This is a genomic window from Flavobacterium sp. (assembly GCF_039930565.1).
In the GTDB taxonomy this organism is placed as follows: domain Bacteria; phylum Bacteroidota; class Bacteroidia; order Flavobacteriales; family Flavobacteriaceae; genus Flavobacterium.
In genome coordinates, this window is the sequence record NZ_JBDTTP010000008.1 from 25,472 (window position 1) to 39,775 (window position 14,304).

Sequence of the window (14,304 nt, forward strand, 5' to 3'; positions counted from 1 at the left end):
AATGAAAAAACTATATTTTCTTCTTCCATTCGTTCTTTTAAGTTGCAAATCTGCTATATCAACGGTAAATGAAAAATCTAAATCAGGATCAAAACCTGTTGAAGTTGTTTATAAAGTAGATGAAACTGAGGTTTCCGAATTTTTAAAATTTCTTTCTTCTGATGAACTGGAAGGAAGAGAAACCGGAACAAAGGGAATTGAAAAAGCAGCGGTTTTTCTGGAAGATTTTTTAAATAAGAACAATATAAAGCCTTACTTCAAAACCTATCGTGACACACTTACCAATTTTAAATCCCCAGCCTATAATATTGTTGGAGTTTTAGAAGGAACTGATCCGGTTCTAAAAAAAGAATTTGTGGTTTTAAGTGCACATTATGATCATATTGGTGTAGAGAAAAATAAGAATGATGACCGAATTAATAATGGTGCAAATGATGATGCTTCTGGTGTAACGGCAGTTGCACAAATGGCAAAATATTTCAGCAAAACCCAATCAAATAAAAGAAGTATCCTTTTTGTGTTTTTTGCAGGAGAAGAAAAAGGGTTGTTAGGTTCTAAAAGTCTGGTTCAAAAACTGAAAAAGAAAGATTTTAATTTATATGCCCAATTAAATATTGAAATGATTGGTGTGCCAATGAAACGCGATTATTTAGCTTACATAACAGGTTTTGATAAATCGAATATGGCTGAAAAAATAAATCAATATACAGGTAAAAATACTATTGGATTTTTGCCAAAGGAAGCCGAATATCAATTGTTTTACAGATCAGATAATTATTCCTTTTATGAAGCATTCAAAAAACCATGCCAGTCAATAAGCACTTTTGATTTTGAAAATTTTGAATTCTATCATCACGTGTCAGATGAATTTAAGTTAATGGATATTCCTCATATGACTTCTTTTATACAGGAATTTCTACCGGCTGTGACTCAAATTGCGAGTTCTCCAACTGAGGAAATTACGATGAAATAAAAAAACAGTTCGTTTTTACTTGTTTTGCTTATTTTTGCTTTATGAAATTGCCATGATTCCAAATTATAGACAGGAATGAAAGAATGGCGATAGCATATTCCATTAAAAAGCAAATAGGATCTTCGTATGAAAAATATTATTGTTACAGGTACAAGCAGAGGAATTGGTTATGAACTGGCTTTGCAATTTGCTAATGCAGGACATCAGGTTTTGGCTATTTCCAGAAAAATACCGCAGACACTTATAGAACATCAAAATGTTACTTGTTTGTCAATTGATTTGTCTGATGAAACAGCTTTGAGCGAAGTAGATAATTTTCTTTCTTCAACGTGGAAAAAAGTGGATGCCGTTGTGCATAATGCAGGTGCTTTGTTGTTAAAACCTTTTGCAGAGACTACTCAGGCCGATTTTGAAAGTATTTATAAAGTGAATGTTTTTGCAGTTGCCAATCTTACCAGAATATGTTTACCATATCTTCAAAAAGGAAGCCATGTTGTGACAATAAGTTCGATTGGAGGGGTGAGAGGAAGTTTGAAGTTTGCAGGACTTGCAGCTTATAGTTCAAGTAAAGGGGCAGTAATTACGTTAACCGAATTATTAGCAGAAGAATATAAGGAAAAAGGAATTTCGTTTAATGCTTTGGCTTTAGGATCAGTTCAGACAGAAATGTTGAATGAAGCTTTCCCGGGATATCAGGCCCCAATTTCTGCCGAAGGAATGGCAACTTATATTTATGATTTCACTCTTAATGGAAATAAATACTTTAATGGAAAGGTGTTGGAAGTTTCATCCACAAATCCTTAATAATTCATATTTTTAATTTTGAACGAAACACTAGCAAGATATATACCCGAACATGCTGTAAAGCCTGTTTTTGAATTGATTGTTGCCAATCAGGTGCATCTTAAAATCGTTAATGAGCGCCAAACACGTCATGGGGATTACAGACGTGCTCATACCGGAAAACATGAAATTACGGTTAATTCAAGTCTGAACAAATATCGTTTTTTGATTACACTGATTCATGAGATTGCGCATTTGGTAGCGTTCGAAAAGTTTGGACGAAATATTAAGCCACATGGAAATGAATGGAAATATACATTTCAGAGACTTATGGTTCCCTTTATTCGGCCTGAAATTTTCCCAAGTCTGATCTTGCCATTATTAGCCAGGCATTTTAAAAACCCGACGGCAAGCAGCGATACTGATACAACTTTGTCCCTGGCACTAAAGCAATATGATAAGGAAAATGATAAAAATTATGTTTTTGAAATCCCGTATGGAAGTGTTTTTAGAATCAAAAACGGAAAAATATTCAAGAAAATTGCTGTTAGAACAAAACGTTTTGAATGTCTTGAAATAAGTTCTGGGAAATTGTATCTTTTTAATCCCAATGCAGAGGTAGAATTGATAAAATCTAATTAAAAAAATTCCAAATTCCAACTGTAAAAGTTGGAATTTGGAATTTATATTTTTGGAATTTAAAAAGGTTTTATCCTTTCAAATACGCTTCTCTCACTTTTTTAAACAGATTCGAAGAATAAACAAACTTCACAATATCTTTATTATCAGTTCTGAAGATTTCTTCTTTTGTTCCCTGCCAGGCTTTTAAACCTTTTTTCAGGAAAACTATGTTTTCACCAATTTCCATTACCGAATTCATATCGTGCGTATTAATTACGGTCGTGATATTGTATTCTTCAGTAATCTCCTTAATAAGGTTGTCAATCAGTGTTGAGGTATTCGGGTCAAGACCTGAATTGGGCTCATCACAAAATAAATATTTGGGATTGTTTACAATCGCACGCGCAATCGCCACACGCTTTTGCATACCTCCCGAAATTTCAGAAGGAAGTTTTTGGTGTGCATCAATCAAGTTTACTCTTTCCAGAACAAAGTCAACACGTTCTTTGATTTTGGCTTTGTTATCATGGGTAAACATCCTTAGGGGAAACGCTACATTTTCAGCAACCGTCATCGAGTCGAATAAGGCACTTCCCTGAAAAACCATTCCGATTTCAGTTCTTAATTCCCTCTTTTCATCTGGGTTTAATTCAGAATAAATGCGTCCGTCAAACTCGATAGTTCCTGAATCCGGCGCATGAATTCCTAATAGCGTTTTTAATAAAACGGTTTTCCCGGATCCACTTTGTCCAATGATCAGGTTGGTTTTTCCGGATTCAAAAACTGTCGAAACACCTTTTAAAACCTTACTGTCACCAAATGATTTTTCTATGTTTTTTACTTCTATCATTATCCTAATAATAATTGAGTTAGTATATAATTAAAAAGAATGATACAAACCGATGTCCATACAAATGATACTGTACTTGCTTTACCAACCTCAAGGGCACCACCTTTCATATAATAGCCATGAAAAGAAGGTATTGTTGCTAATAACATAGCAAAAATTAAAGTTTTGATAAAAGCATACGCGATATGAAAAGGAATAAATTCCATTTGAGCCCCCTGAATAAAGTCCTCACTAGTTGAAAATCCACCATATGCGCAAGCAAGCCAACCGCCAAAAACACCCAGGAACATACTAATTCCAATGACGAAAGGATAAAGCATGAGGGCTGCTATTTTTGGAAAAACGAGATAATTTAATGAATTAACACCCATAACTTCTAAAGCATCAATTTGTTCTGTAACCCGCATTGTCCCGATACTCGAAGTGATGTAAGAACCCATTTTTCCGGCCATAATAACGGATATAAAAGTGGGGGCAAACTCCAGAATTACGGATTGACGTGTGGCAAAACCAATTAAGTATTTTGGTATTAACGGATTCGTTAAATTTAGGGCAGTCTGGATTGCTACAACCCCTCCTATAAAAAAGGAGATAAAGCAAACGATGCCAAGAGAGTCAATAATTAAATCGTCTATTTCTTTGAAAATTAATTTTTTCATCACAGGCCATTTGGTCTGTTTGTTGAAAATTTCTTTCAGCATTAAAAAATATCTTCCTAATTGAGATAAATAACGAATTAGCATCATAGTTTTTGAAATATTGGCTAAGGTAAAAAGAAGTTATGAGTTTTGGGTTATGAGTTGTTGTATTTCGGTCGATTTCTCAATCAAATTAACTTTTCTTTCATCTTTTGAAACCGATAATTCCTGATAAATTTAGCTTGTTCCGGAGTAACCAACAAAGGGGTTTTGGCATTTTTGGCTTTCAAAAAACCATTTATATAATCAAAAAACAGCAAAGGTTTTTTCTTTAGCATCGCCAGTTTAGCAGAGGCAATTGCAGTAATCCAAAAGCCATAACCTAATGTGTAAAAGGCTTCGCCTTGTTTGTAACGTGCGGTTTTATTATAATTAGCGCCTGTTGGTTTGAGGTGCTTTACATGCAGTGATGAATCTGTAACTATTTTCCAACCGTAATATTTACAAAGCAATTCGTCTACTGTATCCCATCCCATTGCGGGTTTTAACCCTCCAATTTGATTAAAAGCTGCAGAACGATAAGCTTTCAATGCCCCACGAATATGATCTTTATCGGTTAGGTTTTCTAAAACCCAGTCGCCATTTTTTTCTATGTAACAAAATCCACCTGCCATTCCGATTTTAGGGTCTGATTCAAAATGTCTGATTATGGTTTCAAAATAATTAGGAGGGAAAATCAAATCGCCATCTATTTTGACAATAATATCATAATCAGCATCCAGGGTTTCAAAACCTTTTTGAAAAGCCTGAATGACTTTGCTTCCGGGCATATGAATCGCATCTGAAGTTTTGTTTACTACAGAAATATATGGATTTTGTTTAGCAAAACCCAAAACAACTTCTTCGGTTTTATCTGTTGAATTATCGTTTACAACAACAACTTTTGATGGCAAAACAGTTTGTAAAACTAATGAATCTAAAGTTAAACCAATAAGACTCTCTTCGTTGTGGGCGGGAATTACAATATAATATTTCATAAAATAATTGCGAGCTGTAAATTATTAATTATGAATTTTTTCTGCGTAAACAATATAATATCTATTGGTAAAACTGCGTAAAAAAGGACGTAATCCAAATTTCTTTACCGGATTTGTCCATTTTTGTCTGTCGATGATTTTCCAGCCTGTTTTTTCCAGAAGCCAGTCTAATTGCCAGTCTTCAAATTCATGGTAATGTCTGTCCCACATGTCTGTTTTGGAACGATAAGCCGGAGAAAACCACAAACGCATCGGAATCGAAATAAAGAGTTTGTCTGATTGGATTTCGTTTAAGATTGTAAAAGGATTCAGTAAATGTTCGAAGATCTCGAAAGCGGTCACCACATTTTGTTTGTCATTTTTTAAAAAATTCTGATCCAAATCCAAATCTTCGCCAGTGGTATTATTTACTGGAAAACCCGCTTCTTTCATGATTTTAGAAAAGGGATTTTCAACTCCTAAATCAAGGATTGTTTCAGATGTAGTGATGTGTTTTTGCAGAAACTCTAAAGTAAGTTTGAATCTTTTATTGGGAAACGTTTTTTCGTACATAATCATTGCGAGGAACGAATCAATCTTTCGTTCTTAAATTTAATTAGGTTGCAAATGTACAAAGATATCTTTTGTTTTTTGGTGTTTTTTAGCCCAGATGGAAATGAAAAGCCCACGACTTATAGAGTGTAGTTTTTGCAGGATTAAAGAAGCGACTAAAAGAAGCTTTTTTAAGACGTGAAAAAACACATTTTATAAGTGTGGACTTGTAATGTACAGCTGGAATAGCTACTTAATAATTTAATATCTGTATACAAATGCGTTAACGTTCATTCCTGCTCCGACAGAAGCAAAAATAACTACATCTCCTTTGTTTATTTCGTGATTTTCCAATTTTCCCTGAATTAATAAATCATAAAGGGTTGGTACGGTTGCAACGCTGCTGTTTCCTAAATCATGAATGCTCATTGGCATAATGTTTTCGGGAGCTGTTTTATCGTATAGTTTATAAAAACGGGCAATAATTGCTTCGTCCATTTTTTCGTTAGCCTGATGAATCAAAATCTTTTTTACCTGATCGATTGCAATTCCGCTTTTATCTAAACAGGTTTTCATTGCGCAAGGAACCTGGCTTAAGGCAAATTCGTAAATTTTGCGGCCATACATTTTGATGTATTTGATATCCGGATTCAAATCGGGATTATATGATTTGCCGAAGTATAAAAAATTAGCTTCATCATTGGCATATGTAGCACTTTCGTAAGATAGTAAACCAGTTTCATCATCATCTGAAGCTTCTAAAACTGAAGCGCCGGCACCATCTGAGTAAATCATCGAATCACGATCATGATCATCAACTACTCTTGATAAAGTTTCAGCTCCAATTACCAGAACTCTTTTTGCCATTCCGGATTTTATGAAAGCGTTCGCTTGCAAAACACCTTCAATCCAGCCCGGACACCCAAAAAGGATGTCATACGCTACACATTTTGGATTTTTGATGTCCAGTTTATGTTTGACGCGTGTCGCTAAACTCGGAATCATATCAGACTGATGGGTTCCTGATTTTACATCGCCAAAATTATGTGCAAATATGATATAATCTAAAGTTTCTTTGTCAATATTTGCGTTTGCAATTGCCTTTTCAGCAGCAAAAAAAGCTAAGTCAGAAGTAGTGTGATGGTCTTCGGCATAACGTCGGTTTTCTATTCCGGTAATACCTTTAAATTTTTTTATTACAACTTCGTTAGGGTATCCAAAAGGAGTTCCGTCATCATTTAAAAAAACATGTTTATCAAAGTCTGTATTGCTAACTTCTTTATTAGGAATATAACTTCCTATACCTATTATTTTGATTTTCATTATTCCTTAATTATCCGATAAATTTATGGCTAAATTATAAATAATTTTATGATAACTGTCATAAAAAATACTATGCATGCATATAATTATGAAATAACAATTTTTTATGGAATATATTGTTTATTTTTTAATGAATTTTAACTTTTTCCGAGATTTCAAACGTTTGAATTAAGACATGTATTAATTTTATTTTCCAAAAGAATGATATATTTTTTCGGTTTTTATGTTTTCTAAATGTACTACTTTATAACAACTAATAAAAAAGGCTGTCCTTACTTTTCGGACAGCCTCTTAAAAGGTATTTTTGAAAATAAATTTATTTGGTCAAATTTAAGGAATCTTGAATTCGAACAATTCTTAGTTTTCCATATAAGCTTCAATAGGAGCACAGCTGCAAATTAAGTTTCTATCACCAAATGCATCATCAGCTCTGCGAACAGAAGGCCAGAATTTGTTTTCGGCAATATAGTCTAAAGGGAAAGCAGCTTGTTCTCTTGTATATGGGAAATTCCACTCTTCAGTTGTTAGCATCGCTAAAGTGTGAGGAGAATTTTTCAATACGTTATTATTGTCTTCGATAGTTGCAGCTTCAATTTCTTTTCTGATTGAAATCATAGCATCACAAAAACGATCTAATTCTTCAAGGTTTTCACTTTCAGTTGGCTCGATCATTAAAGTTCCGGCAACCGGGAAAGAAACTGTTGGTGCGTGGAAACCGTAATCCATTAAACGTTTTGCAATATCGGTAACTTCGATTCCTTTTTGTTTAAAAGGACGGCATTCCAAGATCATTTCGTGGGCTGCACGGCCCATTTCTCCGGAATATAAAGTCTCGTAATGTCCGCTTAATTTTTCTTTGATATAGTTGGCATTCAAGATTGCATGTTCGGTAGCACTTTTCAATCCTTCAGCACCCAACATACAAATGTACCCGTAAGAAATCAGACAGACTAAAGCAGAACCCCATGGAGCTGCAGAAATAGCCGTAATAGCCGTTTCTCCTCCTGTTGTAATTACCGGATTTCCTGGTAAAAAAGGAACCAATTGAGGTGCTACACAAATAGGACCAACACCCGGACCTCCGCCGCCGTGAGGGATTGCGAATGTTTTGTGTAAATTTAAGTGACAAACATCAGCTCCAATGGTAGCTGGATTTGTTAATCCAACCTGAGCGTTCATGTTTGCACCGTCCATGTAAACTTGTCCACCATTATCGTGGATCAATTTTGTAATTTCCTGAATTGCACTTTCAAAAACTCCGTGAGTTGATGGATACGTTACCATTAAACAAGATAAATTATCTCTGTGAAGAATTGCTTTTTCTCGTAAATCATCAACGTCGATATTTCCGTTTTCTAATGTTTTAGTAACCACCACTTTCATTCCGGCCATTGCTGCAGAAGCAGGATTTGTACCGTGAGCTGATGAAGGAATCAAAGCAATGTTTCTGTGATCATCCCCACGGGATTGGTGATAAGCACGAATTACCATTAGTCCTGCGTATTCTCCTTGTGCGCCAGAATTTGGCTGTAAAGTAGTTCCTGCAAAACCGGTAATTACGTTTAACTGCTCCTCTAATTTCTTCAACATTTCCTGATATCCCTGCGCTTGCTCAAGTGGAGCAAAAGGGTGAATGTTGTTCCAGTTAGGGTTGCTTAACGGCAACATTTCTGCAGCAGCATTCAGTTTCATTGTACAAGAACCTAACGAAATCATCGAGTGGTTCAAAGCCAAATCTTTACGCTCCAACATTTTGATGTAACGCATTAAAGCAGTTTCCGAATGATATTTATTGAAAACATCATGTATTAAGAAAACAGAAGTTCTGTTTAATGAATCCGGAAAATGATTTGTTTCTGTTAATTCAGAAACAGTTGTAGCATTTCCAGAAAGCGCAGCAGCAAAAATGTTTATAATATCATTTACATCAGAAACACTTGTAGTTTCGTTTAATGAAATTGAGATGGTGTTTTCATCAACATAGTAAAAGTTTACTTCGTTTGCTTCAGCAACCGCTTTTACTTTTTTAGCATCAGCTTTCACTAAAATAGTGTCAAAGAAAGCTGAGTTAATTTGCTCAACACCTAATTTTTTCAATTCGTTTGCTAAAGTTGCAGCCGCAGCATGTACTTTGTCAGCAATATATTGTAAACCTTTTGGACCGTGGTAAACCGCATACATTCCTGCCATTACAGATAATAAAACCTGTGCTGTACAAATGTTTGAAGTTGCTTTATCACGTTTGATGTGTTGTTCACGAGTTTGGAGCGCCATACGCAAAGCTCGGTTTCCGTTGGTGTCAACAGTTACACCAATAATACGTCCCGGCATGCTTCGTTTGTATTCATCTTTTGTTGCGAAATAAGCAGCGTGAGGTCCACCGTAACCTAACGGAATTCCAAAACGCTGAGTTGTTCCAACAACAACTGCAGCTCCCATTTCTCCGGGAGGTATTAATTTTGCCAAACTTAAAATATCAGCAGCAACCGCTACTTTAATTTCGTTTGCCGCCGCTTTTTCAATAAAAGCAGTATAATCGTAAACTTGTCCATATTTCCCAGGGTATTGTAAAATAGCTCCGAAGAATTCAGTAGAAAAATCAAAAGTTTCATGGTTTCCAATTACTAATTCAACGCCAATTGGCGTTGCACGAGTTTGCAAAACTGAAAGTGTCTGAGGAAGAATTTCTTCAGAAACGAAAAATTTATTTACGTTGTTTTTCTTCTGATCACGAGAACGAACGTCCAGCAATAATGCCATAGCTTCAGCAGCAGCAGTTCCTTCATCTAATAAAGAAGCATTAGCAATTTCCATTCCGGTCAATTCGATAATGGTTGTCTGGAAATTCAAAATCGCTTCAAGACGGCCTTGTGCAATTTCAGCCTGATAAGGCGTGTAAGCCGTATACCATCCCGGGTTTTCAAAGACATTACGCTGAATTACAGCAGGAACAATCGCCGCGTTGTAACCTAAACCAATGTACGTTTTAAAGATTTTATTCTTATTACCTAATTGTTGAATATGGTTTGCAAACTCATATTCTGTCATAGCCGGATCTAAGTTTAAAAGTGCTTTTAAACGAATATCATCCGGAAGGGTTTCATAAACAAGTTGTTCAATCGATTCCACTCCAATAGTCTTTAACATGTGTTGAAGATCTGTTTCTCTTGGGCCAATGTGTCTTAAAGCAAAAGCATCTGTTTTCATTTGTAGCTATCTATTTTTTAAAAAGAAATGTAATTTTCAGTATATATTCTTCGGTTCAATGAAGTTTTATATATGTTTATTACATTTTACAGTAAATGTGTTGTTTTTTGTGGCGCAAAATTAAGTATTATTAATAATTTAATGGGTATTTTTAACTTCAATTTTTATGAATTTTTCAACTAACAAGTTGATTTATTAACAATTGATTAGATTTAAGAGATGAAACTATTGAAACAGATCTTCAATTTTTACTTAAATAGTAGTATTCACGTGGCTTTATCGTGTTATGCTTTGGTACAAATTACGTTTCATGTATTTTATATTCAGTATGATCAGCCCATGGCGTTGTTTGTTTTTTTTGGAACAATTGTAGGGTATAATTTTGTTAAATATGATGCCTTGGTTAGGGTGAAAAAAAATCCAATAAGCAGTCAGTTAAAAATTATTGCTGTTTTAAGTTTTATTTCGGTGATTTTAGTCGGTTATTGTTTTTTTCAATTAAAACGGATTACTCAAATAGCCTCTTTTGGAATATTTGCGATAACGGCTCTTTATACGTTGCCCTTTTTTCCAAATAGAAAAAATGCCCGAAATTGGGCAGGTGTGAAAATTTACATTGTGGCACTTTGCTGGGTTGGCGCTACTCTTGTTTTGCCTTATATAAACGCTGAAATTCCCTTTACGGCTAACTTTTTTATAAAATGCATTCAGCGCTTTATATTGGTTTTTGTCCTGATTTTGGTTTTTGAGATTTTGGATTTGGCCAATGATGATCCGCATTTAAAAACTGTTCCACAAACCATCGGCGTAAAGCGCACTAAAATTTTAGGGTTTTCACTTTTGGTTCCGTTTTGGATTGTTGGAATATGGACTTTTAGTTTTCATGAACTCATCATTAATCTTATTATGGTAGTCATGTTGATGTTATTTATATTTTTTGCCAATCCAAGCCGTTCTAAATATTATACTTCTTTCTGGGTCGAAAGTGTGCCAATTCTTTGGTGGCTGATGATGGTATTACTGTAAAGTAAAATTATTTTTGGGCGTGTCCCAAGGGCCGGGCTATGCGCTGCAAGTCCTCGCTCTTCCTCCGTCAGGCTGCGGGCTATCCGCTTCTATCCCTCACGCAAATCGTAAAACAAGATAATTAGTTTTAAAAGAAATTATTTTACTTAAATTTAAGCTATACTATTTTCAGAAACCTCTTTTAAGGTCTTATTTCTTTCCAAAAGAAACCGTGTCAGGTGTTTTTTGAGAAATAAAACGTCAAATAGTTCGCCAAAAATCCTAAAAGGCGTTTCATATTGCAATTTATCTTTCATAATTGTAAAGCCATTTACTTCTTCAAAAAAATGTTCGTGTCTGAAAGATTTGAATTTGCCGCGTTCCATTTCATCCACAAAATAATCATAAAAATTCATAGCGGTAATTCTGCTTTTATGCGTGAGATAAAACCCGAAATGTTTGCCTCGCCAGGTTACCGTTTCATTTAAATTGATTAATCCGGATGTTATTCCTGTTATAGCTTTTTCATTTGTAGGACTTGCAGATTGCTGATGAATGTCTATGTTTCTTGAAGCATCGAACACGATTTTTTTTGATGCGTTTATTTTGGTGATTAGATGTATTGTTGTCATGATTTAGTTTTCACTTCTTTGCTTGATTACTTTTAAAATATTGTTTTGAATATCCTTCATAATCCATTTTCCCCAAATACCTGCGTAGGAATTAAATGTAGTTTTCATTGAGAAATTACTATACAGAATCAGCTCGTATTGTTTGTTCGAAATTTTCTTTAATTCATAAGTACCATTTAGCATGTCAAAATATTCTCCACCGATAAGAATATGTTCGTCTAAAGTTGTCGATGGAATGTCAAATGTATTTGCTTTAATTTCAAATTTCATTAATTTTAAATCCTCATATTCGGTTACAGTTTCGTTAAAAATAAGACCTTTTTCAAAGATTGCTTTTCGATAACCTCCAACTTCCAATTTGTCTAATTCGGCTTTTATTGGTTTAGGAAAACCTAACCATTTAGTTAAGGCTGATGAATCTTCTTTTTTCTTTATCTCTTTTACCGAGGTCACATTCTTCCATATTTTAGTTTCATCACTATTAATTACGATTGAAGTATAAGTTTTAAAAATTTCTGGATTTGTTGGAATGCTGTTTTCAATTGGACCAATTATAAAAGGAAGCAGCACAAGTATCGATAAATTTAAATTCTCCTGTTTTTTAGACCTCTTAACTTTAAAATGTCCAGCTATTCCCCCTCCAATAGACCCAAAGATTAAAAATAATGGAGAAATCATTATCCAGCAAGCCCATCCTTCCAAACCAATTAATATAGTTAAGAAAATAACTAATACAATGGGTAACCAAGGTGCAAAAATTCTATAGGTTATTGATTCCGCTTTTTCAAGACTTGAATAATATACCGTAAGTGCTCCGATAGCAACAGGAACCAATATGAAAAAAGTCCAGGTCATTACCGATAAAAAATCATCAAAAATAGAGGCTCCAAAAATAATACGAAGCAAAAGGGCAAATAGAATCGGAATAAAAATAATTTTTAAATATTTCATGGTCATCTTATTTTATTAAATTTTTAAAAGTCTTCTCAATAGTTTCAAACTTAAACTTAAATCCGTTTTCAATAAGTCGTTTCGGAATCACATTTCGACTTTTCAAAACTAATTCAGATTGTGTTTGAATCAATACAGCGCCAAATTTTAATAAACTTTCACTGATCGGAATTCCAAATGGAGCACCAACAGCTTTTCTCAACAAAAACATGAATTCATTATTATGAATTGGTTTAGGAGAAACAACATTGATAACTCCGATTATTTCTCTTTGAAGAATAAACTCCACTGCATTCGCAAAATCTTCTTCGTGAATCCAACTGATAAATTGATTTCCTTTTCCCTGTTTTCCACCGAAACCCATTTTTGCCAAAGTCTTCAACGGAATAAAAGCACCGCCGTTTTTTCCTAAAACGATAGAGGTTCGTAAAGCCGTTTTTAAAGTGTTTTGAGTTTCAGTTTTAAAAAATGCTTTTTCCCAGGACTGAGCCACATTCATAGAAAAATCATTTCCTATTTCTCCGTCAGTTTCATCCATTTGTTTATCCAAAGAAAAACGATAAATAGTAGAAGTTGATGAATTCAGCCAATGCTTAGGCGGATTTTTGCACTTTAAAACGGCTTTGTTTAATATTTTGGTACTTTCAATTCGAGATAGTAAAATCTCTTTCTTGTTTTCATGCGTATAACGGCAATCAACTGATTTTCCTGCGAGATTAATTAGAACGGTTGCGTTTTCGAGTTCGTTTTCCCAACCAGAAAAAGTTTTGGCATTCCAGTTTACATATTTAATTTTGTCAATTGTTTGAGATTTTCCCCTTGTCAGAATTACAATTTCTTCAAATTTATCTTTGAAATGATTTATTAGAACCTTTCCTAAAAATCCTGTTCCGGCTGCGATAATGAGTTTTTTCATTTTATAAATTTAAAATAAATAGTAAAGCAATAATTCGATAAAGAATCCAGGTAAAACACAAATAAAATGGAAGTTTTAAAACTTTAACCCTTCTAAGATGTTCGGCAAACATAATGAAAACGGTTATTCCAAACCATCCCAAAACCAGAATTACTGGAAGATTAATGAATTGATTCAGAATTAAAATCGGAACTAAAATCAAAGATCCCATTAAAGAAACGGTCATTACATTTCCGGCATAGTTGATTATGGTTTTTTTATTGAATTTTAAAAGGAATAAACTTTGAAAGACAATTTGCCCAAATGCTAAAATGATTTCTCTTGAAATGTTTGATTTTGGTAAATTCGGAATCAAATTAGAATATCCGGATAAAACAAAACTTGTCAATGTTAATGCAAATCCGATGAAAATAAATCTGTATTTATAATTGAAATCAGGCGTGCATTGCAATTTGTTTTCTTCGTTTACATTTCCGGGAATAATCACTTTTCGGTTGTAAGAAACGAAAGAATACAGTTTTGTCAGTATAAAATGAATAGGTTTAATCATCGCTATTTTTTCAATTATTGGAAATGAAAAACTTATAACTTTTATTAAGCTGTCAATTCCATAAATAACCGTTTTGTTTTTATTATCAATCAAGGCAATTTCGTTTGGCGCACGATTTAAATCCACAAAAATTTGTTCATCTACTGATAACTGACAATATGATTTTCTTCCATTTTTATCTAACATACCGCTTTTTACAAAGCCTGAAGTGTACAAATTGCAAAGCGGACAATCTTCATCATAAAGTAAGGTTTGGTTTTCGAGCGTTTTCATAATAAATGATTTTT

The 14,304-nt window shown here is 34.0% G+C and carries 14 protein-coding genes; 4 read left to right on the forward strand and 10 right to left on the reverse strand.

All coding sequences use genetic code 11. From position 1 onward, the window contains the following. Nucleotide 1: 1 nt before the first annotated feature. The 3 genes from ABI657_RS03835 to ABI657_RS03845 all read left to right on the forward strand — a co-directional run bounded on the left by ABI657_RS03835 (nucleotide 2) and on the right by ABI657_RS03845 (nucleotide 2,398). A complete protein-coding gene (locus ABI657_RS03835; RefSeq protein ID WP_348095919.1) occupies nucleotides 2-973 on the forward strand; it encodes a M20/M25/M40 family metallo-hydrolase in 972 nt (323 codons plus the stop codon). A 126-nt stretch (nucleotides 974-1,099) separates the two neighbouring features. Then, on the forward strand, nucleotides 1,100-1,777 hold the full coding sequence (locus ABI657_RS03840; protein WP_348095920.1) for an SDR family NAD(P)-dependent oxidoreductase: 678 nt from the start codon (nucleotides 1,100-1,102) through the stop codon (nucleotides 1,775-1,777). Nucleotides 1,778-1,795: 18 nt separating this feature from the next. Then, nucleotides 1,796-2,398, forward strand: coding sequence for a SprT-like domain-containing protein (locus ABI657_RS03845; RefSeq protein WP_348095921.1), 603 nt, complete (start codon nucleotides 1,796-1,798; stop codon nucleotides 2,396-2,398). A gap of 67 nt (nucleotides 2,399-2,465) precedes the next feature. Here ABI657_RS03845 and ABI657_RS03850 read toward each other — a convergent pair whose 3' ends face one another. The 6 genes from ABI657_RS03850 to gcvP form a co-directional block, all read right to left on the reverse strand. Next, nucleotides 2,466-3,227, reverse strand: a complete 762-nt coding sequence (locus ABI657_RS03850; RefSeq protein ID WP_348095922.1) for an ATP-binding cassette domain-containing protein — start codon at nucleotides 3,225-3,227, stop codon at nucleotides 2,466-2,468. Then, the gene (locus tag ABI657_RS03855; protein WP_348095923.1) at nucleotides 3,227-3,973 is read right to left on the reverse strand and encodes an ABC transporter permease; all 747 of its coding nucleotides are present in this window, start codon (nucleotides 3,971-3,973) and stop codon (nucleotides 3,227-3,229) included. The genes ABI657_RS03850 and ABI657_RS03855 overlap by 1 nt, the downstream gene beginning before the upstream one ends. An 80-nt stretch (nucleotides 3,974-4,053) precedes the next feature. Beyond that, the gene (locus ABI657_RS03860) at nucleotides 4,054-4,902 is read right to left on the reverse strand and encodes a glycosyltransferase family A protein (protein ID WP_348095924.1); all 849 of its coding nucleotides are present in this window, start codon (nucleotides 4,900-4,902) and stop codon (nucleotides 4,054-4,056) included. Between the two features lie 24 nt (nucleotides 4,903-4,926). After that, entirely contained in the window at nucleotides 4,927-5,454 is a 528-nt protein-coding gene (locus ABI657_RS03865; protein ID WP_348095925.1) for a methyltransferase, read from the reverse strand. A gap of 240 nt (nucleotides 5,455-5,694) precedes the next feature. After that, complete coding sequence (locus tag ABI657_RS03870; protein WP_348095926.1) at nucleotides 5,695-6,756, reverse strand: ketoacyl-ACP synthase III; 1,062 nt, start codon at nucleotides 6,754-6,756, stop codon at nucleotides 5,695-5,697. A gap of 357 nt (nucleotides 6,757-7,113) precedes the next feature. After that, nucleotides 7,114-9,963 (reverse strand): aminomethyl-transferring glycine dehydrogenase, encoded by a 2,850-nt coding sequence (gene gcvP / locus ABI657_RS03875; protein WP_348095927.1) that lies wholly within the window; start codon nucleotides 9,961-9,963, stop codon nucleotides 7,114-7,116. 219 nt (nucleotides 9,964-10,182) lie between these two features. Between gcvP and ABI657_RS03880 the strand changes: the two genes are divergently transcribed. Continuing rightward, nucleotides 10,183-10,989 (forward strand): hypothetical protein, encoded by an 807-nt coding sequence (locus ABI657_RS03880; protein ID WP_348095928.1) that lies wholly within the window; start codon nucleotides 10,183-10,185, stop codon nucleotides 10,987-10,989. A gap of 152 nt (nucleotides 10,990-11,141) precedes the next feature. Here the strand turns inward: ABI657_RS03880 and ABI657_RS03885 are convergent, their stop codons facing one another. Genes ABI657_RS03885 through ABI657_RS03900 form a run of 4 tightly spaced genes read right to left on the reverse strand, consistent with a single transcriptional unit; the run spans nucleotide 11,142 to nucleotide 14,290 of the window. Further along, nucleotides 11,142-11,600 (reverse strand): SRPBCC family protein, encoded by a 459-nt coding sequence (locus tag ABI657_RS03885; protein WP_348095929.1) that lies wholly within the window; start codon nucleotides 11,598-11,600, stop codon nucleotides 11,142-11,144. A gap of 3 nt (nucleotides 11,601-11,603) precedes the next feature. Then, complete coding sequence (locus ABI657_RS03890) at nucleotides 11,604-12,551, reverse strand: hypothetical protein (protein WP_348095930.1); 948 nt, start codon at nucleotides 12,549-12,551, stop codon at nucleotides 11,604-11,606. 7 nt (nucleotides 12,552-12,558) lie between these two features. Beyond that, complete coding sequence (locus ABI657_RS03895; protein WP_348095931.1) at nucleotides 12,559-13,467, reverse strand: TIGR01777 family oxidoreductase; 909 nt, start codon at nucleotides 13,465-13,467, stop codon at nucleotides 12,559-12,561. A gap of 1 nt (nucleotide 13,468) precedes the next feature. Then, nucleotides 13,469-14,290, reverse strand: coding sequence for a hypothetical protein (locus ABI657_RS03900; protein ID WP_348095932.1), 822 nt, complete (start codon nucleotides 14,288-14,290; stop codon nucleotides 13,469-13,471). Nucleotides 14,291-14,304: the final 14 nt, after the last annotated feature.

Excerpts from the sequence above, each read along its gene's own strand:
- ABI657_RS03900 (WP_348095932.1), bottom strand. The coding sequence starts at position 14,290 with ATGAAAACGCTCGAAAACCAAACCTTACTTTATGATGAAGATTGTCCG.
- ABI657_RS03885 (WP_348095929.1), bottom strand. The coding sequence starts at position 11,600 with ATGACAACAATACATCTAATCACCAAAATAAACGCATCAAAAAAAATC.
- gcvP (WP_348095927.1), bottom strand. The coding sequence starts at position 9,963 with ATGAAAACAGATGCTTTTGCTTTAAGACACATTGGCCCAAGAGAAACA.
- ABI657_RS03880 (WP_348095928.1), top strand. The coding sequence starts at position 10,183 with ATGAAACTATTGAAACAGATCTTCAATTTTTACTTAAATAGTAGTATT.
- ABI657_RS03865 (WP_348095925.1), bottom strand. The coding sequence starts at position 5,454 with ATGTACGAAAAAACGTTTCCCAATAAAAGATTCAAACTTACTTTAGAG.
- ABI657_RS03840 (WP_348095920.1), top strand. The coding sequence starts at position 1,100 with ATGAAAAATATTATTGTTACAGGTACAAGCAGAGGAATTGGTTATGAA.
- ABI657_RS03860 (WP_348095924.1), bottom strand. The coding sequence starts at position 4,902 with ATGAAATATTATATTGTAATTCCCGCCCACAACGAAGAGAGTCTTATT.
- ABI657_RS03895 (WP_348095931.1), bottom strand. The coding sequence starts at position 13,467 with ATGAAAAAACTCATTATCGCAGCCGGAACAGGATTTTTAGGAAAGGTT.
- ABI657_RS03890 (WP_348095930.1), bottom strand. The coding sequence starts at position 12,551 with ATGAAATATTTAAAAATTATTTTTATTCCGATTCTATTTGCCCTTTTG.
- ABI657_RS03835 (WP_348095919.1), top strand. The coding sequence starts at position 2 with ATGAAAAAACTATATTTTCTTCTTCCATTCGTTCTTTTAAGTTGCAAA.
- ABI657_RS03850 (WP_348095922.1), bottom strand. The coding sequence starts at position 3,227 with ATGATAGAAGTAAAAAACATAGAAAAATCATTTGGTGACAGTAAGGTT.
- ABI657_RS03855 (WP_348095923.1), bottom strand. The coding sequence starts at position 3,973 with ATGATGCTAATTCGTTATTTATCTCAATTAGGAAGATATTTTTTAATG.
- ABI657_RS03870 (WP_348095926.1), bottom strand. The coding sequence starts at position 6,756 with ATGAAAATCAAAATAATAGGTATAGGAAGTTATATTCCTAATAAAGAA.